Below are 26764 nucleotides of genomic sequence, written 5' to 3'. Positions count from 1 at the left end.
AATCGGGGCCGTTCCGGAGAACGAATGCCGCTCGGAACGAGGGGGGCGGGCTGATCGTCACGCGGTGTATCGACGCGATGTCGACCGAATGACACGCGTAACACCGGGAGCGTCGTGTGCGAGTCGGCGCGCACGAGCGGCTCGTCTGGCGGCCGGTTACAGGCTGCGGAAGACGAGTGCGGATGCCGCGACAAGGGATGTCTGCAAGGCGTCGGTCGGTGCAAGCCACGCTCACGCGAGCGGGAGACGCGACGCAAGGGATCGCGATCGGCGTGACGGCGGCATACTGTGCGCCGGTCCGTTTCCGCCTCCGTCATGCAATGACGCCCCGAGCGGCAGTCGCAACTGCGACGCCCGGGGCGCTGTGTACCTACCGCTTACCACTGATAGGAGACGCCTCCACCGTAAGTACTGCCATTGCTGCTGATCCCGACACCGAGCTTTGCCTTCAGGTTGTCGCTGAAGCGGACGGACACGCCGATTGCCGACGCCGAGTACCCTTGGTAGCTGCCGCCGCCGATCCCGACCGCGATCGTTTTTCCCGGGTCGACTTCCGGAATCATCGTCAACGCGGTTGCCGCGGCGACGCCTGAGTACGCACGACGGGCCACCTCGTTGACGGTGGATTGGACGCCCCACAGTTGATTCATGTTCGCGGCGTCCGTGCCGTCGATGCCAGGCGCCACGTTCGTCAGCCGACGTTCATTGCCCGGGGATCCGAAAGACACGGTGTTCGGCGCGGAGGCCACCGAGCCCGTGCCGATCGCAACGGAGTTCGGGGCGCTTGCCATGCTGCCCTGGCCTACCGCGGTCGTATTGGCTCCCGAAGCCGTCGATCCTTGCCCCAGTGCCGTCGAATTGTCGCCCGTTGCGGCTGCGGCTTGGCCGTCGGCCTTCGAGTTTTTCCCCGAAGCGATTGCCCCTTGGCCCACGGCGGTCGAGTTCTGTCCCGACGCCATTGCGTCTTTGCCCACTGCGGTCGAATTCGCGCCCGACGCGGTCGCACTATGGCCGACCGCCGTCGAATTCGCGGATGCCGACGATCCTGAACCGATTGCGGTGCTGCCGTCCGTCGTCTGCGTTTTGATCGAGATCAGCGGCGCGACCGCGGTCGAAAGGGACGACAGGCTGGCGTTGGTCGTCGAAAGGCCGGTCGACAGCGATGCGACGTTGCTGGTTGTCGAACTCAGGCCTGTCGACAACGACGTAATGCTGCTGCTCGTCGAACTGAGCCCGGTCGACAGCGAACTGATCGCGGTCGAGGTCGACGTGGACAGCGACGCCACGTTGCTGTTGGTCGAGCTCAAGCCGGCGGACAGCGCGTCGACTGCCAGGTTCGTCGCGTTGAGCTGGCTGCCGTTGATCGCGTCCGTGCTGGTGGCATTGACCTGACCGGCAGCGAGGTTCGTGATCTGGCGCTCATGACCCGGTGAACCGATACTCAGCACTCCGACCGGTTTGGTTCCGTAGACCGGATACGTGATGCCGCCGACCGTGACGGTCGACACGCCGACCGCGTTGCCCGTGACCGAGCCCGCGCCGAGCGCGATCGAGTTGGCGACGTTCGCGGTGGCGTTCGAGCCGAGGGCGAGCGCGTTGGCCGCGCTGGCCGTGGACTGGTTGCCCAGCGCAATCGTGTTGTCTGCGGTGGCCTGGTTCGACGTGCCGAGGGCGAGTGCGCTCGTGCCGGTTGCGGTGTTCGCGTTGCCGAGCGCCACTGCGCCGTTGCCGGTCGCCGTGTCGTTCGCACCCATCGCTACCGCGCCGTCGCCGCTCGCCGTGTTGCCGGAGCCGACCGAGACTGCCTTGCCGCTCGTTGCCGACGCATTCTGGCCGATGGCGACCGCGCCGTCCGCAGAAGCGTTGGCGCTGTCGCCGACGGCGACGCTGCTGATGCCCGTTGCGGAGGCGCCGACACCTGCGGCGAGTGCGTTGGGTGCCGTTGCGCCCTTGTTGTCGTAGTTGCCCTGCTGCGTGCCGTTGTCGTTGACGCTGTAGTAGTGCGTCTTCGCGGCATCGATCGCGGCCGACGTCGACGTCGACATCGATGTCAGCAAGCTGTTGGTGGAGCTCAGGCCGGTGGACAGCGACGAGACATTGCTGTTGGTCGAGCTCAGGCTGGTGGACAGCGACGAGACGTTGCTGTTGGTGGAGCTCAGACCGGTCGACAACGACGAGACGTTGCTGTTGGTTGAGCTCAGACCGGAGGACAGCGACGAGACGTTGCTGTTGGTCGAGCTCAGACCGGTCGACAGCGATGAGACGTTGCTGTTGGTGGAGCTCAGGCCAGTCGACAGCGATGAAACATTGCTGTTCGTCGAGCTCAAACCGGTGGACAGCGACGAAACATTGCTGTTGGTCGAGCTCAGTCCGGTCGACAACGACGAGACGTTGCTGTCGGTGGAACTCAGTCCGGTCGACAACGACGAGACGTTGCTGTTGGTGGAACTCAGGCCGGTCGACAGCGACGAGACGTTGCTGTTGGTTGAGCTCAGGCCGGTGGACAGCGACGAAACATTGCTGTTGGTCGAGCTCAGACCGGTCGACAACGACGAAACATTGCTGTTGGTCGAGCTCAGACCGGTCGACAACGACGAGACGTTGCTGTTGGTCGAGCTCAGGCCGGAGGACAGCGACGAAACATTGCTGTTGGTGGAACTCAGTCCGGTCGACAGCGACGAGACATTGCTGTTGGTCGAGCTCAGGCCCGTCGACAGCGACGAGACGTTGCTGTTCGTGGAGCTCAGTCCGGAGGACAGCGACGAAACATTGCTGTTGGTCGAGCTCAGTCCGGTCGACAACGATGAAACATTGCTGTTCGTCGAGCTCAAACCGGTGGACAGCGACGAAACATTGCTGTTGGTCGAGCTCAGTCCGGTCGACAACGACGAGACGTTGCTGTTGGTGGAACTCAGTCCGGTCGACAGCGACGAGACATTGCTGTTGGTGGAGCTCAGGCCGGTCGACAACGACGAGACGTTGCTGTTGGTGGAACTCAGACCGGTCGACAGCGACGAGACGTTGCTGTTGGTAGAGCTCAGTCCGGAGGATAGCGACGAGACATTGCTGTTGGTCGAGCTCAGGCCGGTCGACAGTGACGAAACATTACTGTTGGTAGAGCTCAGACCGGTCGACAACGACGAGACGTTGCTGTTGGTGGAACTCAGACCGGTCGACAGCGACGAGACGTTGCTGTTGGTGGAGCTCAGTCCGGTCGACAGCGATGAAACATTGCTGTTGGTCGAGCTCAGGCCCGTCGACAGCGACGAGACGTTGCTGTTGGTCGAGCTCAGACCGGAGGACAGCGACGAAACGTTGCTGTTAGTGGAGCTCAGACCGGTCGACAGTGACGAAACATTACTGTTGGTCGAGCTCAGACCGGTCGATAGCGACGAAACATTGCTGTTGGTCGAGCTCAAACCGGTCGACAGTGACGAAACATTGCTGTTGGTCGAGCTCAGACCGGTCGACAGCGATGAGACGTTGCTGTTGGTGGAGCTCAGACCCGTCGACAATGACGAGACGTTGCTGTTGGTGGAGCTCAGACCCGTCGACAATGACGAGACGTTGCTGTTAGTCGAGCTCAGGCCGGTCGACAGCGACGAAACATTGCTGTTGGTGGAGATCAGGCTTGTCGACAGCGACGAGACGTTGCTGTTGGTGGAACTCAGGCCGGTCGACAGCGACGAAACATTGCTGTTGGTGGAGCTTAGCCCCGACGACAACGACGAGACATTGCTGTTAGTGGAGCTCAAACCGGTCGACAACGACGAGACGTTGCTGTTAGTCGAGCTCAGACCGGTCGACAGCGACGAGACGTTTCTGTTGGTCGAGCTCAGACCGGTCGACAGCGATGAGACGTTGCTGTTGGTGGAGCTCAGGCCAGTCGACAGTGACGAAACATTGCTGTTGGTCGAGCTCAGGCCGGTCGACAACGACGAGACGTTGCTGTTGGTGGAGCTCAGGCCAGTCGATAGCGACGAGACATTGCTGTTGGTCGAGCTCAGACCGCTCGACAACGACGAGACGTTGCTGTTGATGGAACTAAGTCCGGTCGACAGCGACGAAACATTGCTGCTGGTCGAGCTCAGGCCCGTCGACAACGACGAGACGTTACTATTGGCGGAGCTCAGACCGGAGGACAGCGAAGTAATTGAACTAGTTGTAGTGCTGGCAAGCGAGTAAAGTTGACTGCCGTTGATTGCGTCTGTACTTGTCGCTGTGATTCTCCCCGCGGCGACATTAGTAATCTGGCGCTCGGATCCGCCCTTACCGACACTGACGACGCTCGTCGGATTGGTGCCAGCGAAACCGCCATAGGTCGTGGATCCAATTGTTACGCTAGCGGTCGGATTTGTCGCGCCTGTAACCGATCCCGACCCAAGGGCAACATCGCCGGAATTAGCCGATGCCGAGGCATTGGTGCCGAGCGCTATGCCAGAGCTAACCGACGCCGTGGCATTGGCGCCGATCGCGATAGATGAACTCGGGCCAGCGCTCGCCCCATTCCCGATCTGAATACGCCCCGCATTTACCTGGAAAAGCGAATTGTTGCCGGTATCCCCGGTACTGTCGCCGATAATTGTATGGGTGAGTCCGTTTAAGTCGGTATACCCATAAAAGTAGTTTCGGATCGTCGTTCCGGTTCCGAATCCACTTAACAAAACGCCCTCGGGAAGGCCCTGGGTTTGGTTATCGCTGTTGGCGATGAGCTGGTAAGCCGCTATGTACGAATTGCTGTTGAAGCTGTTGGTTTGAATTAATCCTGAAATCACCGTCGGAATTTGCTGGGCAAATACGCTCGGGGAGAATGCGGAAAGAAGCAGTAGTGGGACGATGCCCAGTCTGCCGGCCCGAACCGCGTGATGAAATTCCCTGCTCAGCTGCGGTGCTTCCTTGGTCGAAGCGGTCTTGCCTCGCTGTTTTGCCCCTTCCGACACGACCACCCATCCGGATGAGACGTGGGACCATATGATCTTGTATATCTTGTTCATGTTAACGATGCGTTGAATATTGATTGTAAGAAATCGACAAATAAATCTCGTCGATGCAAAAAGCAATCAACTTCGGCGTATGCCGAAGTTGATTGTTCATCTCGCTATGGTTTGTATTGGCTGTCTCTGCGCTATGAAGGCGCTTCTGGCGGTGCCTTCACGTATTTTTATTAATATGGAGATTGGCAAGCCTTCTTCACTTCATTTGTAGCGAATCGCTTTCCAGTTCGAACATCCGGCGATCCTTGCCGCGAATCCAGTGTGGCTCTTTTCCTCTGCCGCTCCAGATTGCACCAGACTTGGGATCGAAATAGCGCGGTCGAACCTTGCGTTTTTCGCTGCGCGGGAACACCTCTTCCGGGACGAACTTGAACTCTTCAATAGCGATCAGGATTTCCGACAATACTTTTTTACGACAGAGAAATCGCTCTTCGTTGATCTGCGCCTCGAGCGAGGCCTTTCTGTTCAAGAAATTGGAGAATTCAGTCATTTTGACCTCACTCGGCAACTTAACGTAACGAGCATCGTTGCGCTTCCGATGGGGCGGGCTTGGCAACTTTGTATTCGATGTTCGTGATATATCTTGTCTGGGCTATTAACCTGTCGCTTCTGGGTTGTGCTGCACGTTGAAAGTATAGCGACGGTCTGGTGTGTTTTTTTGGCTTATGTTTTTGATATTTACATTGTTGACCATTCTCCGTTTTATTAATGTATTAAATTGACTTTGGCGAGGATTCCGCACGCCCAGCGCGGCGACGGCGAGCAGGACGAGCGAGGCGCATGCCGACGAGCACAATCCACACGCGCTCTCCGAAACGCAGGCGCCGCGGCTGCACGTCGGCCAACTTCAAACCGTCGAAAGACCACACGAATTTCTCCATATGGCCAATGAGGCGCAATTCGATCGTGCGCGTCGGCGCACGGCCAACGGGGTCCGGAAATGCACCCCGTAAATCCGCGTGCGTCAGCACGGGCCGACCGTTGCCGCGTAAGCCGTGCCAGTGGATCGACGCCGGTTCGTTCGTCCGGCTGGCGACGCGCAGCGCGACGGTGCCGCCTTCGCGCCCACGCACGAGCGGTCCCGGCAGCGTGCCGTTCACAGTCGTCGCCGTGCGCGAGCGCCCATACGTCTGGCCGCCACAGGCCGAACCCGCCTGCGAGGCAGACGGCGCCAATGCGGGTGACGAGGTGCGTCTGCCGAAATCTGGATGCATGACCTGAATGAAGTCCGGTTGTCCTGGCGCGCGATCACCGACGGCTGATTTCCCGAGAACGCCGCCCGTCGAGCTTGGGACGAGATTAGCGACGAAGCGACATCAGCTAAATTGCTGCCAGATGACAATCCGTTCATGTTCGTTGTCTGGAAAATTGCCGTCTTTGGCGCTATCTTTTCGATGTGCAGCGCCCGCGCCGCATAAATATCGGTCAACCCCACCCGGGCCCGCCTCGAGACCATGCGCATCCTGATTGTCGAAGACGAAGAAAAAATGCGGTCGTACTTGCACAAGGGCCTGACGGAGGCGAGCTACGGCGTCGCCACGGCGAGCAACGGCGAGGACGGACTGTTCATGGCATTGAGCGAGGATTTCGATCTGGTGATCCTCGACGTGATGTTGCCCGTCGTCGACGGTTTCGAAGTGTTGCGCCGATTGCGGAAACAGAAACACACGCCAGTGCTGCTGCTCACCGCGCGCGACACGATCACCGACAAGGTGGAGGGGCTCGAGCTCGGCGCGGACGATTACCTGCCGAAGCCTTTCGACTACGCCGAACTGCTCGCGCGCATTCGTTCGCTATTGCGCCGGACGCGCCGGGACAATCGCACCGTGTTGAAGATCTCGAATCTCGAGGTCGACATCATCAAGCGACGTGTAACGCGTGGCGGCGCACGCATCGAATTGACCGCACAGGAATTTGCGCTGTTGCAGTTGCTGGTCGAACGCGCGGGCGAGATCCTGACGCGCGCGTTCATCACGTCGCAGGTATGGGACATGAATTTCGACAGCGACACGAACGTCGTCGACGTCGCGATCCGCCGGCTGCGTCTGAAGATCGACGATCAGGACCCGAAGCTGCTGCACACGGTGCGTGGCATGGGCTACGTGCTGGAAGATCGCTCCTCATGACGCGCTCGCAGTCCTATTCGCTGCTCGGTCGGCTGACCATGGCGTTCGCGCTGGCTGGCGTCGTCGTGCTATTCCTGATCGGCACGTTTCTGTACCAGGCGCTGTCCACGCAGCTCCGACAACGCGACGACGGCGAGATTTCCGACAAACTGAAGCAGATCGGACAAATCTTGCACGAGTCCCGGACGCTCGATGGCGTCCGGCAGGCTGGGCCGTTGTTTCACGAAGCGTTGCAGGCGCATTCGGGCTTGTTCGTCGCCGTGTTCGGCGTCAACGGCGAGTCGGTCATCCAGCATTCGGAGGCGGCGGGCGTCGCGCTGGACGCGCGCATCGCCAGCGAGCATGAACCCAACCGGGCGTACGCGTGTGCGCCGCCCGGCATCGGTCCGGCCGAATGCATGCATGGCCCGGTGCTGCTGGCGGACGGCAATACCGTGACGGTCGCGATCGTGCGAAGCGCGGGCGACCGGACCTCACTCATGCATGCCTATTTGATCCATGTCGTGGTTGCGGCCGCAGTCGGTGCGCTGTCGATCGCCGCGCTCGGTTATGCGATCATGCGCAGCGGGCTGCATCCGGTCCGCGAAATCGGCCGGCACGCGACGCGCATCGAGGCGAGCCGACTCGACGAACGGCTGAGCATGGACCATGCCCCGGAGGAGCTCGCCGAAATTACCCGATCGATCAACCGAATGCTGGATCGCCTGCAGCTTGCATTCGATCAATTGTCGCGTTTCTCGTCGGATGTCGCGCATGACATGCGCACGCCGCTCGCGAACATCATCGGCGCATCGCAAGTGATTTTGTCACGCGAACGGGAACGTGCCGAATACGAAACGCTGATCGAATCCAATCTGGAGGAGTGCAAACGGCTCAAGAGAATGCTCGACAACATGCTGTTTCTCGCGCGCTCCGATCATGCGACGCAGCATGTCACGCTCGAACGCTTCGATGTCGGCGAGGCGCTCGCGAAGATCGTCATGTACTACAACGAGATCGCGAGCGACCGGAATATCCGGATCGCTTTCGATGGCGCCGGTACCGTCGTCGCGGATGAAATGTTGTTCCAGCGTGCGGTCGCGAACTTGCTGTCGAATGCGGTCGAGCACGCGCGGCCCGGTACGATCGTTCGTATCGCCATTGCCCGGCAGGGAGGATCGACGTCGATCGGTGTCCGAAACGAGGGAGAGGATATACCGGCCGAACATGCGGCCCGCCTGTTCGAGCGCTTCTATCGAGCCGATCCGTCGCGCTACGGCTCGTCGAAGAATTCCGGTCTCGGTCTGGCCATCGTCAAATCGATCATGGAACTGCATCGTGGCACGGTCGGTGTCGTCAGCGCCGACGGAGAGACCGTCTTCACGCTCACATTCCCGACGCCGAATTGAAGCTATTAAGTTCGCGTGTTCGCGACTGTTAAATTTGGTTGGCACCGCCACGCGGAGGCGATTTTTGCACTAATGTCGATGCTCGGTTCGATGGTCGGAAAGGTCATTCATATCGGAGGAGCGGTGGGCAATCACGACATCAAGGGCAAGGTCGTCCTGATCGCAGGCGGCGCAAAGAATCTCGGCGGTCTGATCGCGCGAGACCTGGCGAGCCATGGCGCGAAGGCGATAGCGATTCACTACAACAGCGCGAGTTCGAAGGCGGAAGCCGACGCGACGGTCGCGGCTATCGAGGCGGCAGGGTGCGAAGCAGCCGCTTTCCACGCGAATCTGACGAGCGCGGGTGCGATGGAAGCGCTGTTTCTGGACACGATCGCGACGTTCGGGCGTCCGGACGTCGCGATCAATACGGTCGGCAAGGTGTTGAAAAAGCCGTTCACGGAGATCAGCGAGGCCGAGTATGACGAAATGGCCGCAGTGAACTCGAAGTCCGCGTTCTTTTTCCTGCGCGAGGCGGGCAGACACGTCAACGACAATGGCAAGATCGTCACGCTGGTCACTTCTCTGCTCGGCGCGTTCACGCCGTTCTACGCGGCCTACGCGGGAACCAAGGCGCCAGTCGAGCACTTCACGCGTGCGGCGGCGAAGGAGTTCGGCGCGCGCGGCATCTCCGTGACGGCGGTCGGGCCGGGCCCGATGGACACACCATTCTTCTATCCGGCCGAAGGGGCCGACGCGGTCGCCTATCACAAGACTGCCGCCGCGCTGTCGCCGTTCAGCAGGACGGGCCTCACCGACATCGAGGATGTCGTGCCGTTCATCCGTCATCTCGTGACCGACGGCTGGTGGATTACCGGTCAGACGATTCTGATCAACGGTGGTTATACGACGAAGTAGCGCACGTCGGAAAGGCGATTCATATCCATTTCCCACAGCTGGCGGCGACCGTGGCGTGGTCAAAGCGGAATTGCCAAGCCACGGCTGGATCGGCATTGCCGCTGCGGGATGCGCTTTACCGGAATCGCAGCACGTCAGATGTTTCGCATAACAGAGCAATCACGATACATCGAATCGAAATGAGGCGCCGCGCATTGAGCGAACACTCCGCTGCTGGCGGCTCGCGAGAAGGAAGGTTGGCTGGTGGGGCGTTGCTGGCTCGATGGACGGGCTACATCGGAACAACGCCGTATTCGACAAACGTCAATTCGCGCGCCATATGCAGTACAGCTTATATGCTTCGTCGAGCGTATTGGCCCATGCCAGGATCGCCGTTTTCACGTCGTCCGTGGCCGGCTGCGGCGTGAGCGGACACATCGTCCACGAATGATGACGCCGGTACGAGTCGATCGAGTACGGTAGCCAGGTCCGATCCGAGCGTGCCTCGATCGTATAGGCGATGGTGGGCGTCACGACCCGCCAGATCGAGACGATTTCCGCAGAGGCGGTACGAGGCGGCACGACGCTCATGTTGCGGGCGGGCGCGGTTATCCGGATCTGACGAGACGGCTGCGTCCGCCTCTGCTCTTCCTGGGACGAACCTGACGATCGCCGCTCCGGCAGCGCGGGAAGGGAATCACTCAAAATTCAGGATATATGTCACCGAGGTATTGAAGGTCCCCGCAACTACCGGAAGCGACGTAGCAACATATCCGGCAAAGTATACGAGGGTAGCGGAGCCGTCCACGATGTTGAACGACTGCGAGTTTTGCGCACCGCGGGCGCCTGCAAGATTGATCTTCGAGAAATCGCTGTTCATGATCGACAGCTGGACATTCTTCGCCGTTCCCATGTTGATGAGCTGACCCGTGTTCTGATCGACGGTCGGACCCGGTTCGAAATAGACCGATACGCGTCCGGACGGCGGCGTGCAATCGCTCAACGTGATCTTGTACGGGCGCGTCATGGTGGGCGGATCGCCGACATAGCGAAATGATGCAACCGGGAGCGTCCCCACCTTGACGTCGAAGGAGGAATTTTCGGCTTCCGCGCCATTGATCTTGCAAGTCGCTCCTTCAACCTGCCCTTGAAAGTTCACCAGTCCATCTTCCGCGCGCGCTGCGGGCAGCAAGTGGAAAGCGGTGGGGATGGCGACCGCGAACGGCACGACGAACAGCAAGCGACGCATCGATATTCTCCCCATATGAAATCGAATGACTCTGCGGCAGCGACGGATGTTCATGATCATTGATAGGACAACGTATAAGTCAAGATTCCGTTCGCGGTCCCCGGAACGACCCTAGCTTCGGTCTGAACGTAGCGTGCGCGCAATTTGACGTCGACCCGTCCGATATCCGATTGGCGCCCAAGACTTGCGACGAGTTGCTGATTGATCGCGCCGGATTCCGGGCCGAATGCGATCGGGGAGGAGATCCCGGTTGCGCTGTCGGGCAGGATCTGGATTCCGATGCCGCGCGCGGTCGAATCGCGGGTGAGCGGCAGGGTGTTGCCGGTGTTGGCGGGATTCGCGTTGTCGGTAAACGTCATGTAGACATTGCGCGTGACGCCGGTGCAATCGATGGGAATCGAGAAATTCACCGGATCGCTCGTCGTGCCGGGGCCTTTGAATTTCCGCTGCGGCACGCTGCCCAACGGTACTCGAATCGACGATGACATGACTTTGCACGACGCATATTGAACGACGATGTTGCCGGAAAGATTGAATCGCCTGAATACGACCCCGCCGGCAGCAACCTCTCCAATTTGAGCACTGAAAACTGTTCCAGGCTGAATTTCGCCCGTTTTGATAATTTCCAGCGTGAATGTTCCACCGTAGGCGATCCATGTAAATGGTCCAAGAAAATTCCACGGATCAGACGTTAGCGTGGCGCCTTTATCCAAATCCTCGTAATACGTTTGCCCACGGGAATTTCCATTTGCCCATGCCGGGCCGTCGACGACTGTTTTGATTCTGATGCCGATTCCGGGGGCATTTGTCTGATAAATATAGTTGCCAAGGCTCGTGAGATTTCCGCTGTGGTTGACGGTCATCGGTACTTGAGGTGCACTGCATTGAACGACGTTCGACCATCTCGTCGGAAGAAAGACCGTGATCGTGTCGAGAACGGTGCCGACAGTGGCGTTACGATCCGGGTTGATCGTCTTCCCCGGGAAATTTATTACATTCGTACTGAATCCGGGCAGACCCCAGCAGAATGCTGCGTTTGCGATGGATGGCGACCACAGTACCGCTACCAGAGGTATCAAACAAAAATAATTGATCAAACGCTTCATTGCTTACCTCGCCATCCGTGTTCATGAAATATATTTCGGTCTCTGGTGTGTTCTTCGTGACTGGACGCGCACGTTGCGTAACGTGCTATTTGTTGGAAGCGTCGGGTGAACCGACGATATGCGCCGCCTCGGTCACGTGTTCCGTCCTGGATGCTTTCGCCGTGCAAATCGAGTCGAGCGACGTGTAGACCAACTGCTTGCGGTCTCGCGGCGGCAGGCTGTAGGAAAATTCGCATGTCTCGTCCGGCGCGTTGCCCCACTTCACGGTGAGCCGGCCGTTGTCGGTCGCACCTTGCAAGAAGAACTTTCCGCCTTGGCCGATGATTCCGATGTCGCTGCCTTTTTCGTCCTGTACCGCCGCACCGAACGGCGGCGACTTCCCATTCGGCAGGTGGACCGTGACCAACGCCGTGCGGCCGCTCACCGTCTTGAAGTGCAGCATCACGACCGAGTTCGCTCTCGGCGCGATCTGTTGAGCGGTCGTATCCAGCTGGACGTCCAGCGGCAAGCCGCGTGGATCGAGTGAAACGGTATTCAGGCTGTACGGCGTGAGGAAAGGCACGATTGCGTATCCGTGCCCGTCGACCGCCACGCCGGGCGCATTCTCGACGCGCGCGCCGGCGGCATCCGGCGCGTCGACCACGCCTACGGTGTCGCCCATGCTCGGCGCCAGCGTCACACCGCCCGGGTGCGCCACCACGGCGCCGGACAGGGTCGCCGTTGCCCGGCTATACCCGTTGCCGCGGCTGATGCTGCCGCCGATCGTCGTGTACGGGCTCGCATATTGCGCATTCGCGTCGGCGCTCGATCCGGGGCGGGCGCGCGTCGCGGTCAGCCCGTAGCTGAACTCGTTGTAGTCGCCCGCGCTGCCGTTGTACATGGCCTGCAGCGTCGAGCCCGCGTCATCGTCGCGCGTGAAGGTCGTGGTGAGGGTCGACGTATGCCCGTTACCGCCGAGCGGCACGGAAATGCTCGCGAAAATCTGGTTGCTCATGGCCGACGTCGTGCCCACCCGCTGCCGCGATACCGACACGGAGTAGCCGATGCTGCGGAACGAATTGCTATAGCCGGCGTTGTAGAACGTATCGTTGCCGCCACGCCCCCAATAATCCACGCGGTTGCCCGACATGAAGACGGTCCCCCAGCGTTGTCCGAACGATTGCGACAGCGATACCTGCAACCGCGAACGAGGCCGACCGGCCCACTGTATGTCGTTGCCGCGTTCGATCGCCTGTCGCGCAAGCATCGCGTCGCGGAACGTCCAGAATCCGCTGGACGAGTATCGAGATGCGGATGCGTTGACGAGCGTTTGAGTGACCGGCACGGACTTGCTGAAACTCACGCGGAAACTTTGTCCGCTGCTGTTGTTTGCCGGGCCGATCTCGGCGTGTGCATGGGTGACGTCGAAGGCGACCGCGCCGAAATCCGTGTTGACGGCCACGCCCACGAGCGCCGAGTAATAATTCTGCGCGACAATCGCGCCCGTATATCCCGTCAGCAGATTGGTGAACCCGCGCTGGACGGTCGACTGCAGCACCTTCACCTTCGATGTGATTTGCTGGTCGCGCAACTCGCCCGCGGAGGCCGTGACGCGATAGATTCCCGGACGCAGCAACTGCACGACCGACGCGTACGGCACGGCGAAACTTCGCTGGCTTCCGTCCGCCTCGGTGATCGTCACCAGCAGATTGCCGCCGTATCCCGTCGCATAGAGATCCTTGATCTCGAACGTACCGGGCGTCACGATCGTTTCGTAAAGCTTGATGCCGTTCTGCGTGACGGTCACACGGGCATTGGAGTTCGCGACGCCGCGAATGATCGGCGCATAGCCGCGCATCGATTCCGGCAGCATCTGATCGTCGGTGGCCAGTTGAATGCCGCGCACACCGAAACTGTCGAAGAACTGCCCGTCGGTATACGTGTCGCCGATCTTCACCTGGCTCCGCAGGGACGGCACGTCGTGCTGCAGGTACGTGACGATGCTTTGATACTCGCGCGTTCGCCCCGTCGACCACGACATCGAGCCGTTGTGCCTGACGTGCCAGCTGCCGATGTTGATTCCCGCGTTCAGTCCGAGGTAGCCCTGGGAGTCGGGCGACTCGCCTCCTGTCGAACGCGAACCCGTGAAGTTGTAGGCCAGTGTCGCCGACGGCACGCCGGCATCCCAAAGCTCCGGACTCACGTAGCCGTGCGGGTTCTGCTTCACCGCGATTTGCGGAACGGTGAGATCCAGCCTCAGGTCGGATGGGTCGAAATCGACGCTGGCGTCGCCCACCATGGATCTCAGGTCCAGGCATTCGTCGACGTTCGCGGAGGCGAATCGCGTGCGGTTCTCCGGCGACAGCACGTCGAAATTCAGGCCGATGCGCTCGCCGAGCTTGCGGTCGAAGCACAGTGCGGCGTTCGCGCCATTGCGAGCACCGAACTTCACCGCCTGACGGCCCACCCAGTTCCCGTTCACGATCACGTCGACCACATATTGACCGGGGACCACCGGATTGCCTTTCTCGAACCGGCTCACGTCGATCGAGCGTCCGTCCGGCCCCAGCAGGAACTGGCTGTCGAACTGGACGTCCTTCGTCGTCGTGTCGCCATTCGCACGAACCGGCTGCATCACGCTGGCTGCGCATAGCGTGAGCAACGCCACCAACGGTCTCGTGACGATGCGTTTGCTTCCGGAGTCGAGCGAATACGAATACATGATGATGGGAGAACTTGAATGACCCGCGAACATGATCGGGAGAGCGGCTTGGGGCGCCGCATGCGTCGTCGCTCGAGCAGCGAGCGACGGAGGGCACGACGCGCGTCGCTACTTGCTCTTTGGGAATGTCGCGTTGATTTCCGCGCCGTAGTCGTTGATATAGCGATACTTGACTTCGAACGGCCCGGCGGCGGGCGTGACGGCGGACTTCTTCAGGAGGAACGTCGTGTTCCCTCCTGGGTCGACCATGCCGCCCACGCTGTCCGAATACGACTTGCCGTCGATTCCGGCGTCGATGTTCACGATCGTCACGTGATAGGCAGAGGGATTGTCGACCCGCACTTTCATTTCGCCGCCTTCCGGCACGGGCGTCCATGTCAGCTGAGTGGCGGCTGCGTCGGGGTTATCCGGCAGCGCCTTTGGCCTGAAAAATATCTTGATGCGGTAGCGGAATGCCAATTGCATCAGGTTCTCGTTTTCCGTCGACACCTGCGCCTTGGGTGGAACTTCGAGTACGTTCAGCCAGAAGACGGACTCCTTGTCCTGCGGCAGCGGCTCTCCGGTGTAAATGAGGCGGAGCGTCTGACCTTTCCTGGGTTCCATGCGGAACAGCGGCGGCATCAACGTGAACGGCAGCTGGACGGCCCCAGGTTGCGCTTTGGGATCGCCTTTATCGAGCCACGTCTGCACCAGTGCGGGCGACGATCCTTCGTTGCTGAGCTTGATGGAGACCTCGCGCTCTCCGGCGGGGTAGATCACCCGTGTGCCCATGATCACGACACTGCCGTACGCCGTCGAAACGCACGTCAGCAACACCGCGACGGCGGAACGCGCTGCTGTCTTCCATGGGAACATGTCTGAGAATCCGATTCTGATGATTAGGAATGCGAAGGCCCACTGACAAGGGGGCGGGGTTCATGCCGATGTGTTTCGATCAGCTGAAGTTCAGCGTGTACATGACTTGGGCTTGCACCGGGCCGGGCGTTGCCGCTCCGCCCGTTGCCACATACTGTGCGTAGAACTTCAGCGTGGCCGTCCCGTCCGCGCCGATCGCCACGACGTCGGCACCCTGAGTGCTAGGATCATTACCCAACGTGATCGGCTGGAACCCGCTGTTCAGCAAGCCCACTTCGACGTTGGTGGCATACGCTTTGCCGTTGGTAGCCGTGCCGGTATTGTTCTTGAGCCGACCGGTGTTGAAGTCGACCTGCGGGCCGGGTTCGAAGTAGACCGTCACGTTGCCCGATGCGGGCGTGCAATTGGTCAGCGCAATGGTCCACGGCGTACGCTCGGCGGTATCGCCATCCTTCTTGAGCGCCGACGTCGGCACCGATTTGAGCGTGACGGTGAAGTCGCTCTTGCCGGTGTTGTTGCCATTGATCGTGCAGGTCTGCGAGACGACTTCGCCGTTGAAATTGACCGTGCCGTCCGCCGCATGCGAAATGCCCGGCATGGCGATGGCCAATGCCACCGCACTCACCGATAACGGTCCAAGGATTTTTTTGCTCATCTGGAACTCCTTCGCTGGTTGAGGCACTGCGCCTCTGATTAGTATGCCGAGCCTGCCCACGCCAATAACGAGTCGAATATGCCGGATAAGTGGAGTTGCCTCGTCGAGTACGAGGTGATTTCGGGCGACCACGCATACGGCCAGGAAATCTTCCGTGCCGATTCCCCGTTTGCTGGATTCAATGGTCCCGTTCGGTCGCTATTGGCGTGAACAGGCTCGGATCTCGCAGAGTCACGTCAGCTGCTCAATTTGCTTCGTCGGAAGCAGATTGTTTTTTGGAAGAAAGCTGATCGGTGACAACGCACCAGCATTCTATCCAGTCTGATTTTTGCGAATACTTCTCGTGACAAAGATTGACAGAGTTATTTATGATTTATCGATTAACTGGCTAATATGGGTATTTAAAAAATATTAACCAGGGCGCTTCCCGTATTCCGCAGGCCACGCAAATCGACGCCGGCTCGAGTTATAGCGGTGACGATACCCTGGCCCTGATCCGAGAAATAGCCGGGTTCAAAAGTGGAGAAATCCGGCGCGATGTGTCCAGGCGGGACGAAGGCCATGCCACGAAGAGGAGCAAGTCTACGGAAGAGCAGATCGCATTCGCACTGACGCTAGCCGAGTTGGGTACGACGATCGAGGAGATCTGCCGCAAGCTCGGAACAAGCGACGCGACTTTCGACGACTGGAAGAAGAAATTCGGAGGGCTGGGACAGACGGCGGGCGCTACTCAACCCAGCCGGAAATTTTGCTTCCGACCGGGACCGAATCTGGTTCAGAGTCGAACGCCGAGCGTTTGGGGTCGGATATCGACAATCGCCAAATCCGGAAACGAAAAACGCTGCTGAAGGCAACCGTCAGCAGCGTTACACGAGGAGCGCAAAGACCGCGCAGAATACCCGCTTGCGTCAGACCGTTTCCGGTTGCCGCACGGCCTTCGCGACATTGCGCGCCGGTGCGCCGTTCGCGACGAAGTACGGCACGTCGACACGGGCGAGCGGCGTGCGGCGGCGGATCTTGTCGGCGATCTTCTCGGCGATCATGATCGTCGGCGCGTTCAGGTTGCCGGTCGTGATGATCGGCATGATCGACGCATCGACCACGCGCAGCCCGTCGAGCCCGTGCACGCGGCCTTCTTCGTCGACTACCGCCATGTCGTCGTAACCCATCTTGCACGAGCACGACGGATGGAACGCGGTTTCCGCGCGAGCGCGCACGAATGCGTCGAGCTCCTTGTCGGTCTTGCAGTCGGCGCCCGGATTCAGTTCGCGGCCGCGATAGCGATCGAGCGCCGGCTGCCGCATGATCTCGCGCGTCGCGCGAATCGCATCGCGGAACTCGCGCCAGTCGAGCGCTTCGGCCATGTAGTTGAACAGGATGCTCGGATGATCGTTCGGATCGCGCGAGCGCAGCTTCACGCGGCCGCGGCTCGGCGAGCGCATCGAGCCGACGTGCGCCTGGAAGCCGTGCATCTCGATCGCGTTCGAGCCGTTGTAGTTGATCGCCACCGGCAGGAAGTGATACTGGATGTTCGGCCACAGATCGTCGTCGCGCGTGCGGATGAAGCCGCCGGCCTCGAAGTGGTTGCTCGCGCCGAGGCCCGTGCCGTTCAGCATCCATTCGAGGCCGATCTTCGGCTGGTTCCACCACTTGAGCGCCGGATACAGCGACACCGGCTCCTTGCACTCGTACTGGATGTACATCTCCAGGTGGTCCTGCAGATTCTGGCCGACGCCGGGCAGGTCGAGCACGACGGGAATGTCGAGTTCCTTCAGCCATGCGCCGGGGCCGACGCCCGAGCGTTGCAGCAGTTGCGGCGACGCGATCGCGCCGCTGCACACGAGCACTTCGCGGCGGGCGTGCGCGGTCGCGCGTTCGCTGCCGCGCAGGTACGTGACGCCCGACGCGCGCTTGCCGTCGAACAGGATGCGGTCGGCGAGCGCGTGCGTGACGATCTCGAGATTCGGCCGCACCTTCGCCTGATCGAGGTAGCCGCGCGCGGTGCTCGCGCGGCGGCCCTTCGGCGTGACGGTGCGGTCCATCGGGCCGAAGCCTTCCTGCTGATACCCGTTCAGGTCGTCGGTGCGCGGATAGCCGGCCTGCACGCCCGCGTCGACCATCGCCTCGAACAGCGGGTTCACGCCTGGCTTGCTGGTCGTGACCGACACGGGGCCGCTGCCGCCGTGATAGTCGTTCGGACCGATGTCGCGCGTCTCGGCTTTCTTGAAGTACGGCAGGCAGTCGAGATACGTCCAGTTCTCGAGGCCCTTGTGCGTCGACCAGTTGTCGTAGTCGAGCGCGTTGCCGCGGATGTAGCACATCCCGTTGATCAGCGACGAGCCGCCGAGCCCCTTGCCGCGGCCGCACTCCATCCGGCGGTTGTCCATGTGCGGCTCGGGGTCGGTCTCGTACGCCCAGTTGTAGCGGCGGCCCTGCAGCGGGTAGGCGAGCGCCGCCGGCATCTGCGTGCGGAAGTCGAAGCGGTAGTCGGGGCCGCCCGCTTCGAGCAGCAGCACCGTGACGTCCGGATCTTCCGTCAGGCGCGTGGCGAGCACGTTGCCCGCGGAACCCGCGCCGCAGATGATGTAGTCGTATTCGCGTGTCGTCATGACGGATCTCCTTTTCAGAACACCGGGTTGTAGCGGCCGAGCTCGACCTGCACCGACTTGATTCGAGTGTAGTGCTCGAGCGTCGTGATGCCGTTCTCGCGTCCGACACCGGATTGCTTGTATCCGCCAACCGGCATTTCGGCCGGCGATTCGCCCCAGGTATTGATCCAGCAGATGCCGGCTTCGAGGCGATGGATCGTACGGTGCGCGCGCGACAGGTTCTCGGTCACGACGCCGGCCGCGAGGCCGTAGTGCGTGTCGTTCGCGCGCGCGATCACTTCGTCCTCCGATTCGAAATCGAGGATGCTCATCACCGGCCCGAAGATTTCCTCGCGCACGATCTTCATGTCGTCGCGGCAATCGCCGAACACGGTTGGCGCGACGTACTGGCCGCTGCCGAAGTGGCCGTCGGTCAGGCGCGTGCCGCCCGCGAGCAGCTTCGCGCCTTCGGCCTTGCCGCTTTCGATGAAGCCGAGCACCTTGTCGAGCTGCGCGGCCGACACGAGCGGGCCGAAGTTGGTGTCGGCATCGGTCGGCTTGCCGACGCGGATGCGCTTCACGCGTTCGAGCACCTTCGTCGTGAACGCGTCCTTGATCGAGCGGTGCACGAACACGCGCGTCCCGTTGGTGCAGACCTGGCCCGAGCTGAAGAAGTTGGCGGTCACCGCGATGTCGGCCGCGCGGTCGAGGTCCGCATCGTCGAACACGATCAGCGGCGACTTGCCGCCGAGCTCCATCGTCACTTCCTTCAGCGACGATGCGCCGGCCAGCGACATCACCTTCTTGCCGGTTTCGACGCCGCCGGTGAACGACACCTTCGCGATGTCCGGGTGGCCGGTGAGCAACGCGCCGACCGAGCCGTCGCCCTGCACGACGTTGAACACGCCGGCCGGCACGCCGGCTTCCGTATAGATTTCCGCGAGTTTCAGCGCGGTCAACGGCGTGACTTCGCTCGGCTTGAATACCATCGCGTTGCCGGCCGCGAGCGCCGGTGCGGTCTTCCAGCAGGCGATCTGGATCGGGTAGTTCCACGCGCCGATGCCCGCGCACACGCCGAGCGGCTCGCGGCGCGTATAGACGAACGATTCGGCGCGCAGCGGTACCTGCAGCCCTTCGATCGCGGTCGCGAGGCCCGCGTAGTACTCGATCACGTCCGCGCCGGTGACGATGTCGACCGCGAGCGTCTCGCCGATCGGCTTGCCGGTGTCGCGCGTCTCGATGGCCGCGAGTGCGTCGTTGCGCTCGCGCAGCAGGTCGACCGCGCGGCGCAGGATGCGCGAGCGCTGCATCGCGGTCATCGCCGCCCATTCGCGCTGGCCTTCCTGCGCGGACGCGACCGCGCGATCGACGTCGGCCGCGCTCGCCTGCTGCACCTGCGCGAGCAGCTCGCCGGTGGCCGGATCGAAGGTGTCGAAAGTCTTGCCGCTCGTGGCGTCGACGTAACCGCCGCCGATGTAGAGGCGCTGCAAACCGTATACGGACATGAGGATCTCCTTGAGGGCGACTGCGTGACGCGTCAGTCGGACGCGAGCAGCAGGTCGATGTAATCGTGGGCGAGCTTCAACGCGGCTCGGGTGTCGATCGGGCCGCCGGCGAGCGCGCCGCGCAGCCACAGGCCGTCGATCAGCGCGGCGAGGCCGCTGGCGGCTTCGCGCGCCTGGGTGCGCGGCAACGCCTTCGCGAACTCGGCGCACAGGTTCGAATGGAGGCGCCGCGTGTTCACGTGCTGCAGGCGCTTGAGCATCGGGTCGTGCATGCTCTGCGACCAGAACGCGAGCCACGTCTTCATCACGGGCGCGCTGACCTGCGTGTCGTCGAAGTTCGCGGCGACGATCGCGCGCAGCCGCGAACGCGGATCCTTGCGCGCGGCGACGCGGCGGCGCGTGGTGGCCGACCACAGGTCGCGCAGCACGTGCCGCATCGTCGCTTCGAGCAGGCCGTCCTTGTCGCCGAAGTAATGGCTGACGATGCCCGTCGAGATGTTCGCGCGTTGCGCGACCGATGCGAGCGTCGTGCCGGGCAGGCCCGCTTCGTCGATCGAGCGCAACGTGGCGTCGATCAACTGTGCGCGGCGGATTTCCCGCATTCCGACTTTCGGCATCGTGACTCCCTTCGCCCGGGTGGGCCGTCCATGGAAGTCGGCAGCTTAGCGGTTTTTTATTGAACGATCAATCAACAAAAAATCGGGGGCGAACGGAGTGACGTGTTCCAAACGGGAGGATTCGTCACGCCTGGAGCCCATGTGCAGGTGCGGAAAAACGAGCTGAAAGAAGGTTAACTAAGTTTGAATATGTTTAAAACGGTTCACGAAAATTCGACGTAATCGGAAGCACCGTTTCCCTGCCTGATTCCATTACGAAACGAAAGAATGTCGAAATCTGCAACATTATTCACGATGTGAAATCGTCAAACCGGATCGTGAAGGCGGCTGGCTTTCAAAAATCCGTTTCAATCGACCGAATGATATTGATTAAGCCATTGAATATAAAAGATAAGTTTGTGCTTTCGAGCTTCAAAAAGGGTGGCTCGCAAACGATTGCCATCATCTCTTCCTGAATTCCTCATACCACGGAAATAGATAAATGAATTTGAATCCGACGTATTTCCGGTTCGAGTAGAGGGTATTTTTGGAACGACTTGAGTAAGTAATATCGACCGTATTAGTATGGCGCCGCACCACGAGGAATGAATGGCGCCGCGGGCAATTGCCGCGGTGCGTCGGCAATGAGCGCGTCGAACGACCGCGCGCGGGGTCGGCGTCAGCCATTGCGCACTTGCAGCATGCCGCGACGTCGAGACGCCGCATCCACCGGAGAACGACGATGCCGACCGAAAAACACGTGGTCCCGCTACCGAATGGCCTGAAGGTCTACGTCGAACGGAACGTGTTCGACCCGGCCTTCGATACGGCGATGCTCGTCAACGGCGCGCTCGCGACGACCGCGTCGTTCGGCCAGACCGTCCAGTATCTCGGCGAGCGGATGAACACGATCTGCTTCGACCTGCCGTATGCGGGGCAGTCGCGCCAGCACAATCCCGGCTGCTCCATCCTGACCAAGGACGACGAAGCCGCGATCCTCCAGTACTTGGTCGAGCGCTTCGCGCCGGCGTTCCTCGTGTCGGTGTCGTGGGGCGGCGTCGCGTCGCTGTTCGCGCTCGCGCGCGGCTGCCCGAGCGTGCGGCGCGCGGCGATCTGCTCGTTCTCGCCGTTCCTGAACGATGCGATGGTCGACTACGTGACGCGTGCGCGCGACCACATCGCGGCCGGCGAGAACCTGAAGGCCGCGCAGTTGCTGAACGACACCGTCGGCCGCTATCTGCCGCGCATCATGAAGCTGTACAACTACCGGTATCTCACGCGCCTGCCGCGCGACGAGCAGGACCAGGTCGCGTTCCACGTCGATCAGATCCTGTCGTTGCAGCCCGAGCGCTACTTCAGCGAGTTCTCGAACATCGGCTGCGAGTTGCTGTTCCTGAACGGCGAACGCGACGAATACACGACGCCGGCCGACGTGCGTCAACTCGGCGCGCACGTGGCGCGCGCGCGGTTCGCGACGGTGCCGGACGCCGGCCATTTCCTCGACATCGAAGGCCGTGCGCAGCGCGAATGCACCCGTGCCGCGCTGCTCGATTTTTTCTGTGGCGACGCGCCCGCCGCGAACGGCATCGCACGGGCTGCCGCGCACGCGTGCGTGCCCGCGCCGATGCCTGCGCTGTCGTCGTGACGTCGTCCGTCGTGCATCGGGCTCGTCCCGCGCATCCGAATTCCCATCCCAACGAGGCAGGCCAGCCGTGAATATCGTTCAGACCATCGCCATCGTCGTTCCGTGGGCCGCGTGGCTCGCGTACTGGATCGCCACGTCGCAGGGCGTCAAGGCGACCGTGCGCAAGGAAGCGTCGCGCTCGCGCACGCTGCAGTCGATTCCGCTGATCGTCGGCGGCGCGCTGATCATCCTGCCCGATCCGTCGTGGCAGGCGCTCGCGCCCGACTGGCACCGCTTCGGGCTGCAGGCGCAGTGCGGGCTCGCGGTGCTGGTGGCCGGCCTGTTGTTCTCGGTGTGGGCGCGGCTGCATCTGGGCACGAACTGGAGCGTATCGGTCACGCTGAAGGAAGATCACGAGCTCGTGCGCACGGGGCCGTATGCGCTCGTGCGTCACCCGATCTACACCGGCTGCCTGATCGCGCTGGTCGGCGCCGCGCTGATCGGCGGCGAATGGCGCGGCGCGATCGGCGTGCTGCTCGTGTTCGCGTCCCTTGCGTACAAGGTGCGCGTCGAAGAAAGCTGGCTGACCGGATATTTCGGGCCGGCCTACGTGCAGTATCGCCGCGAAGTGGCGGCGCTGATTCCCGGCTTTTACTGATCTCCGCGAGGCGCGCGATGGCGAAGATGATCGTGACCGCGATCGGTTCGGCGGGCGACGTGCATCCGATGCTCGGCATCGCGCGCACGCTCGCGGCGCGCGGTCACGAGGTCGTGTTCTGTACGCATGCGCCGTTCGAGGCGGCCGTGCGCCGCTGCGGGTTCGCGTTCGTGCCGGTCGGCACCGCGGCCGACTACGACGCGGCGATGGCGAACCCGGCGCTGTGGGATCCCCGCACGTCGTTCCGTACGCTGTGGCAGGTGATCGCGCCGACGCTGCGCCCGCATTACGACGCCCTGCGCGCGCTGACCGATGCCGACACGGTGCTGGTCGGCACGCTGTGGGCATTTTCCGCGCGCTTCATGCAGGAACTGCACGGCACGCCGTACGTGTCGGTGCAGGTGTCGCCGTCGACGCTGCTGTCCGCGCATGCGCCGCCGACCCACCCGCGCCTGACGATTCCCGCACGCTGGCCGTTGCCGGTGAAGTCGGCGCTGATGACGCTGATCGAGCGGCAGGTGCTCGACCGCGTGTGCGGCCCGGCGCTCGACGCGGTGCGCGGCGAGCTCGGGCTTGCGCCCGCGCGGCGCGTGCTCGGCCGCTGGCTGCATTCGACCGACGGCGTGCTGTGCCTGTTTCCCCGCTGGTTCGCGCCGCCGCAGCCGGACTGGCCGTCGAACCATCTGCAAAGCGGTTTTCCGTTGTTCAACGACATCGCCGCCGCCGACGATGCGGCGCTCGATGCGTTTCTCGCGGCCGGCGAGCCGCCGGTCGTGTTCACGGCAGGTTCGACGCTCGTCGATCACGCGGCGTATGCGCGCGCGGTGGCGGACGCGCTGCGCGCGACCGGCGTGCGCGGGATCCTGCTGACGCCGCACGACGATGCGGCGCAGACCGGCGACCGGCTGCTCGTGCGCCGTTTCGTGCCGATGCGCGCGCTGCTGCCGCGTTGCCGCGCACTCGTGCATCACGGCGGGATCGGCACGGCGGCGCTCGCGTGCGAAGCCGGCATCGTGCAGGTCGTCACGCCGTTCGCGCACGACCAGTTCGACAACGCGCAACGCGTCGTCGCGAACGGCTGCGGCGTGCGGGTCGACGGCCCGCTCGACGGCGCGCGGCTCGGCGCGGCGCTCGCGCGCGTGCTCGAAGAACCCGCGTTCGCGGTACACGCCGAGCGTACGCGCGCGCTGCTCGCAGCCGCGCCGGACGGCTGCGGCGCGGCCGCCGATTTCATCGAACGGTTCGTGCCCAGGCGCGGGCGGCTGGCCGCGCGGGCCGACGTTGCGGTGGCCGGCGCATGAGCGCCGCGTCGCCGCTTCGCGACGGGCCCGTCGCGCCGTCCGCGTTCGACGTGCCGGCGCCCGTACCGGCCGCGCAGCCGGTGCGCGGCATCCGTCTCGCACTGCTGACGTTCGCGCTGTCGCTCGCGACCTTCATCGAGGTGCTGGACTCGACCGTGACGAACGTCGCGGTGCCGGCGATCTCCGGCAGTCTCGGCGTATCGAACAGTCAGGGCACGTGGGTGATCAGCTCGTATTCGGTCGCGGCCGCGATCGCGGTGCCGCTGACCGGCTGGCTCGCACGGCGCGTCGGCGAGCTGCGGTTGTTCGTCGGCGCGGTGCTGCTGTTTACGCTGACGTCGCTGCTGTGCGGGCTCGCGCGCGACCTGCACGTGCTGGTGATCTGCCGCGCGCTGCAGGGCCTGTGCTCGGGGCCGATGGTGCCGCTGTCGCAGACGATCCTGCTGCGCACGTTCCCGCCGGACAAGCGCACGATCGCGCTCGCGCTGTGGGCGATGACCGTGCTGCTCGCGCCGATCTTCGGGCCGGTGGTCGGCGGCTGGATCGTCGACAACTTCTCGTGGCCGTGGATCTTCCTGATCAATTTGCCGATCGGGCTGTTCTCGTTCGCGGTGTGCACCGCGATGCTGCGCCCCGACGCGCAGCGCGGCGCGGCCGGCCCGATCGACGTGCCGGGCATCGTGCTGCTCGTGATCGGCGTCGGCTCGCTGCAGGCGATGCTCGATCTCGGTCACGACCGCGGCTGGTTCGATTCGCCGCTGATCGTCACGCTCGCGGCGGTCGCGGCGCTCGCGATCGTGTCGCTGCTGATCTGGGAGGCGGGCGAAGCGCATCCCGTCGTCGATCTGAGCCTGTTTCGCGACCGCACGTTCTCGTTCTGCGTGCTGATCATCTCGCTCGGGATGATGAGCTTCTCCGTGGTCGGCGTCGTGTTTCCGCTGTGGATGCAGGCCGTGATGGGCTACAACGCGTTCCACGCGGGGCTCGCGACCGCGTCGCTCGGCGTGCTCGCGCTGGTGTTCTCGATCCTCGTCGGGCTGCATGCGCACCGCTTCGACGCGCGCGTGCTCGCGACGTTCGGTTTCCTCGTCTTCGCGGCCGTGCTCGCATGGGACGCGCATTTCACGCTGAAGATGACGTTCGCGCAGATCGCCGCGCCGGGGCTGATCCAGGGGATCGGGCTGCCGTGCTTCTTCATTCCGCTGACTGCCGCCACGCTGTCGCGCATTCCGGACGACCGGCTCGCCGCCGCGTCGAGCCTGTCGAATTTCCTGCGTACGCTGTCGGCCGCATTCGGCACCGCGATGAGCGTGACGCTGTGGGACAACCGCGCGACCTATCACTACGACGTCGTCTCGCAATCGGTCACGCATGCGTCCGCCAACACGCAGCGCTTCGTGCACACGCTGAACGCGATGGGCGTGGACGGCGTGCGCGAACTGACGACGCTGCATCAGGTCGTGATGCAGCAGGCGTACATGATGGCGACCAACGACATGTTCTGGATGGCGAGCATGACGTGCGTCGTGCTTGCCGCGATGATGTGGCTGACGCGGCCCAGGCGCGGCGCGGCAGCATCGTTCGGGCATTGAGGAGCGGACCATGACGACACTCGGCGCACTCGTGATCCTCTATCACCCGAGCGACGCGCAGCTCGACGCGCTGCGCGGCTGGCGGCACGCGTGCGACGCGCTGCTCGTCGTCGACAACACGCCGCAGCCGGATGCGCGTGCGCGCGAGCTGTGCGCGCGCGACGGCATCGCGTGGCTGCATCACGGCAATCGCGGCGGGATCGCGGGCGCTTACAACGCGGGGCTCGCGGCGCTGTTCGGCGACGGCGTCGATGCAGTCGCGCTGTTCGATCAGGACTCGTCGGTGCCGGCCGGATACTTCGCGACGATGCGCGGCGTCTGCACAACGCTCGCGGCGCGCGCGTTCCTCGCCGGCCCGCGCATCTTCGACGAGAACGCGCAAAGCTTCCTGCCGGAACTCGCGACGAACGGGATCGGGTTGCGCCGTCTGAGTCTCGCCCCCGACGCACCGATGCAGCGCTGCGCATTCCTGATCTCGTCGGGCTGCGTCGTGTCGCGCGATGCGTTCGACGTGCTCGGCCGCTTCGACGAGACGCTGTTCATCGATCATGTCGACACCGAGTACAGCTTCCGCGCGCTTGCGCGCAACGTGCCGCTCTATGTCGTGCCGTCGCTGGTGCTGCCGCACCGGATCGGCGCGAAACGGCGGCATGCGATCGGCCCTTTCGAAATGACGTCGATGAATCACTCGTGGCAACGGCGCTACTACAGCGCACGCAATGCGGTGCAGCTCGGCATGCAGTACGGGCTGCGCTTTCCGGTGGCGCTCGTGCCGAATCTGCTGACCGTGTGGCAGGTCGTGCAGATCGCGCTCGTCGAGCGTGACAAGCGCGCGAAGCTGGCCGGCATCCTGTTCGGCGTCGCGGACGGTCTGTTCGGCCGCCTCGGCCCGCTCGAGCGCACGCGGCCGCGTCTGGCCGCGCGGGCGCAGCACGTTCGGCAGGGGTGAC

The 26764-nt window shown here is 62.6% G+C and carries 19 protein-coding genes and 3 pseudogenes; 9 read left to right on the top strand and 13 right to left on the bottom strand.

Going from position 1 to position 26764, the window contains the following annotated elements:
* Positions 1–377: 377 nt before the first annotated feature.
* The 4 genes and pseudogenes from WS54_RS34520 to WS54_RS34440 form a co-directional block, all read right to left on the bottom strand.
* Positions 378–4487: pseudogene (locus tag WS54_RS34520) on the bottom strand (YadA family autotransporter adhesin); the annotation flags it as partial.
* 414 nt (positions 4488–4901) lie between these two features.
* Positions 4902–4994, bottom strand: a pseudogene (locus tag WS54_RS34515) (ESPR domain-containing protein); the annotation flags it as partial.
* Between the two features lie 196 nt (positions 4995–5190).
* Positions 5191–5484 (bottom strand): H-NS histone family protein, encoded by a 294-nt coding sequence (locus WS54_RS10385; protein ID WP_034204239.1) that lies wholly within the window; start codon positions 5482–5484, stop codon positions 5191–5193.
* A gap of 223 nt (positions 5485–5707) precedes the next feature.
* Positions 5708–6208 (bottom strand): multicopper oxidase domain-containing protein, encoded by a 501-nt coding sequence (locus WS54_RS34440; protein WP_082725064.1) that lies wholly within the window; start codon positions 6206–6208, stop codon positions 5708–5710.
* A 240-nt stretch (positions 6209–6448) separates the two neighbouring features.
* On the opposite strand from WS54_RS34440, the gene WS54_RS10375 reads away from it, so the two are divergent.
* The 3 genes from WS54_RS10375 to WS54_RS10365 all read left to right on the top strand — a co-directional run bounded on the left by WS54_RS10375 (position 6449) and on the right by WS54_RS10365 (position 9405).
* Positions 6449–7120, top strand: a complete 672-nt coding sequence (locus WS54_RS10375; RefSeq protein WP_059780822.1) for a heavy metal response regulator transcription factor — start codon at positions 6449–6451, stop codon at positions 7118–7120.
* The gene (locus WS54_RS10370; protein ID WP_059780823.1) at positions 7117–8508 is read left to right on the top strand and encodes a heavy metal sensor histidine kinase; all 1392 of its coding nucleotides are present in this window, start codon (positions 7117–7119) and stop codon (positions 8506–8508) included. The genes WS54_RS10375 and WS54_RS10370 overlap by 4 nt, the downstream gene beginning before the upstream one ends.
* A gap of 123 nt (positions 8509–8631) precedes the next feature.
* Positions 8632–9405, top strand: a complete 774-nt coding sequence (locus WS54_RS10365; protein WP_059780833.1) for an SDR family oxidoreductase — start codon at positions 8632–8634, stop codon at positions 9403–9405.
* 303 nt (positions 9406–9708) lie between these two features.
* Here the strand turns inward: WS54_RS10365 and WS54_RS10360 are convergent, their stop codons facing one another.
* From WS54_RS10360 to WS54_RS10335, 6 genes are all read right to left on the bottom strand, one after another.
* The gene (locus WS54_RS10360; RefSeq protein ID WP_159086665.1) at positions 9709–9975 is read right to left on the bottom strand and encodes a hypothetical protein; all 267 of its coding nucleotides are present in this window, start codon (positions 9973–9975) and stop codon (positions 9709–9711) included.
* A 106-nt stretch (positions 9976–10081) separates the two neighbouring features.
* A complete protein-coding gene (locus WS54_RS10355; RefSeq protein WP_059780825.1) occupies positions 10082–10633 on the bottom strand; it encodes a fimbrial protein in 552 nt (183 codons plus the stop codon).
* A 56-nt stretch (positions 10634–10689) separates the two neighbouring features.
* Complete coding sequence (locus WS54_RS10350) at positions 10690–11739, bottom strand: fimbrial protein (RefSeq protein WP_082720338.1); 1050 nt, start codon at positions 11737–11739, stop codon at positions 10690–10692.
* Positions 11740–11824: 85 nt separating this feature from the next.
* Positions 11825–14386 carry a fimbria/pilus outer membrane usher protein gene (locus tag WS54_RS10345; RefSeq protein WP_159086664.1) on the bottom strand — a complete coding sequence of 854 codons (2562 nt, stop codon included), beginning with the start codon at positions 14384–14386 and terminating at the stop codon, positions 11825–11827.
* Between the two features lie 162 nt (positions 14387–14548).
* Positions 14549–15295, bottom strand: a complete 747-nt coding sequence (locus WS54_RS10340; RefSeq protein ID WP_063890154.1) for a fimbria/pilus periplasmic chaperone — start codon at positions 15293–15295, stop codon at positions 14549–14551.
* Positions 15296–15374: 79 nt separating this feature from the next.
* Positions 15375–15950: a fimbrial protein gene (locus tag WS54_RS10335; protein WP_034204244.1), complete on the bottom strand. Its 576-nt coding sequence runs from the start codon at positions 15948–15950 to the stop codon at positions 15375–15377.
* A 539-nt stretch (positions 15951–16489) separates the two neighbouring features.
* On the opposite strand from WS54_RS10335, the pseudogene WS54_RS34230 reads away from it, so the two are divergent.
* Positions 16490–16669, top strand: a pseudogene (locus WS54_RS34230) (transposase); the annotation flags it as partial.
* A gap of 189 nt (positions 16670–16858) precedes the next feature.
* On the opposite strand, the gene betA reads toward WS54_RS34230, so the two are convergent.
* Genes betA through betI form a run of 3 tightly spaced genes read right to left on the bottom strand, consistent with a single transcriptional unit; the run spans position 16859 to position 20660 of the window.
* Positions 16859–18559: a choline dehydrogenase gene (gene betA / locus WS54_RS10325; RefSeq protein ID WP_059780828.1), complete on the bottom strand. Its 1701-nt coding sequence runs from the start codon at positions 18557–18559 to the stop codon at positions 16859–16861.
* A 14-nt stretch (positions 18560–18573) separates the two neighbouring features.
* Positions 18574–20043 (bottom strand): betaine-aldehyde dehydrogenase, encoded by a 1470-nt coding sequence (betB, locus tag WS54_RS10320; RefSeq protein ID WP_034204246.1) that lies wholly within the window; start codon positions 20041–20043, stop codon positions 18574–18576.
* A 32-nt stretch (positions 20044–20075) separates the two neighbouring features.
* Positions 20076–20660 carry a transcriptional regulator BetI gene (gene betI / locus WS54_RS10315; protein ID WP_021160333.1) on the bottom strand — a complete coding sequence of 195 codons (585 nt, stop codon included), beginning with the start codon at positions 20658–20660 and terminating at the stop codon, positions 20076–20078.
* Between the two features lie 721 nt (positions 20661–21381).
* Here betI and WS54_RS10310 point away from each other — a divergent pair.
* The 5 genes from WS54_RS10310 to WS54_RS10290 all read left to right on the top strand — a co-directional run bounded on the left by WS54_RS10310 (position 21382) and on the right by WS54_RS10290 (position 26763).
* Positions 21382–22284, top strand: coding sequence for an alpha/beta fold hydrolase (locus tag WS54_RS10310; RefSeq protein WP_034204247.1), 903 nt, complete (start codon positions 21382–21384; stop codon positions 22282–22284).
* A gap of 67 nt (positions 22285–22351) precedes the next feature.
* Positions 22352–22921, top strand: a complete 570-nt coding sequence (locus WS54_RS10305) for a methyltransferase family protein (RefSeq protein ID WP_034204248.1) — start codon at positions 22352–22354, stop codon at positions 22919–22921.
* A gap of 17 nt (positions 22922–22938) precedes the next feature.
* Entirely contained in the window at positions 22939–24222 is a 1284-nt protein-coding gene (locus WS54_RS10300; RefSeq protein WP_059780829.1) for a glycosyltransferase, read from the top strand.
* On the top strand, positions 24219–25814 hold the full coding sequence (locus tag WS54_RS10295; protein WP_059780830.1) for a DHA2 family efflux MFS transporter permease subunit: 1596 nt from the start codon (positions 24219–24221) through the stop codon (positions 25812–25814). The genes WS54_RS10300 and WS54_RS10295 overlap by 4 nt, the downstream gene beginning before the upstream one ends.
* 10 nt (positions 25815–25824) lie before the next feature.
* A complete protein-coding gene (locus tag WS54_RS10290) occupies positions 25825–26763 on the top strand; it encodes a glycosyltransferase family 2 protein (RefSeq protein ID WP_034204251.1) in 939 nt (312 codons plus the stop codon).
* The last annotated feature ends 1 nt before the right edge of the window (position 26764 follow it).

Origin of the sequence: Burkholderia sp. NRF60-BP8 (genome assembly GCF_001522585.2) — a bacterium.
In the GTDB taxonomy this organism is placed as follows: Bacteria; Pseudomonadota; Gammaproteobacteria; order Burkholderiales; family Burkholderiaceae; genus Burkholderia.
Note: the sequence above shows the minus strand (reverse complement) of the source record. Positions and strands in the feature narration are given on the sequence as shown.

What these genes read in the sequence shown, in the direction of transcription:
- WS54_RS10385 (WP_034204239.1), bottom strand. Translation starts at nt 5,484, where the DNA reads ATGACTGAATTCTCCAATTTCTTGAACAGAAAGGCCTCGCTCGAGGCG.
- WS54_RS34440 (WP_082725064.1), bottom strand. Translation starts at nt 6,208, where the DNA reads ATGCATCCAGATTTCGGCAGACGCACCTCGTCACCCGCATTGGCGCCG.
- WS54_RS10375 (WP_059780822.1), top strand. Translation starts at nt 6,449, where the DNA reads ATGCGCATCCTGATTGTCGAAGACGAAGAAAAAATGCGGTCGTACTTG.
- WS54_RS10370 (WP_059780823.1), top strand. Translation starts at nt 7,117, where the DNA reads ATGACGCGCTCGCAGTCCTATTCGCTGCTCGGTCGGCTGACCATGGCG.
- WS54_RS10360 (WP_159086665.1), bottom strand. Translation starts at nt 9,975, where the DNA reads ATGAGCGTCGTGCCGCCTCGTACCGCCTCTGCGGAAATCGTCTCGATC.
- WS54_RS10355 (WP_059780825.1), bottom strand. Translation starts at nt 10,633, where the DNA reads ATGCGTCGCTTGCTGTTCGTCGTGCCGTTCGCGGTCGCCATCCCCACC.
- WS54_RS10350 (WP_082720338.1), bottom strand. Translation starts at nt 11,739, where the DNA reads ATGAAGCGTTTGATCAATTATTTTTGTTTGATACCTCTGGTAGCGGTA.
- WS54_RS10340 (WP_063890154.1), bottom strand. Translation starts at nt 15,295, where the DNA reads ATGTTCCCATGGAAGACAGCAGCGCGTTCCGCCGTCGCGGTGTTGCTG.
- WS54_RS10335 (WP_034204244.1), bottom strand. Translation starts at nt 15,950, where the DNA reads ATGAGCAAAAAAATCCTTGGACCGTTATCGGTGAGTGCGGTGGCATTG.
- betA (WP_059780828.1), bottom strand. Translation starts at nt 18,559, where the DNA reads ATGACGACACGCGAATACGACTACATCATCTGCGGCGCGGGTTCCGCG.
- betB (WP_034204246.1), bottom strand. Translation starts at nt 20,043, where the DNA reads ATGTCCGTATACGGTTTGCAGCGCCTCTACATCGGCGGCGGTTACGTC.
- betI (WP_021160333.1), bottom strand. Translation starts at nt 20,660, where the DNA reads ATGCCGAAAGTCGGAATGCGGGAAATCCGCCGCGCACAGTTGATCGAC.
- WS54_RS10310 (WP_034204247.1), top strand. Translation starts at nt 21,382, where the DNA reads ATGCCGACCGAAAAACACGTGGTCCCGCTACCGAATGGCCTGAAGGTC.
- WS54_RS10300 (WP_059780829.1), top strand. Translation starts at nt 22,939, where the DNA reads ATGGCGAAGATGATCGTGACCGCGATCGGTTCGGCGGGCGACGTGCAT.
- WS54_RS10295 (WP_059780830.1), top strand. Translation starts at nt 24,219, where the DNA reads ATGAGCGCCGCGTCGCCGCTTCGCGACGGGCCCGTCGCGCCGTCCGCG.
- WS54_RS10290 (WP_034204251.1), top strand. Translation starts at nt 25,825, where the DNA reads ATGACGACACTCGGCGCACTCGTGATCCTCTATCACCCGAGCGACGCG.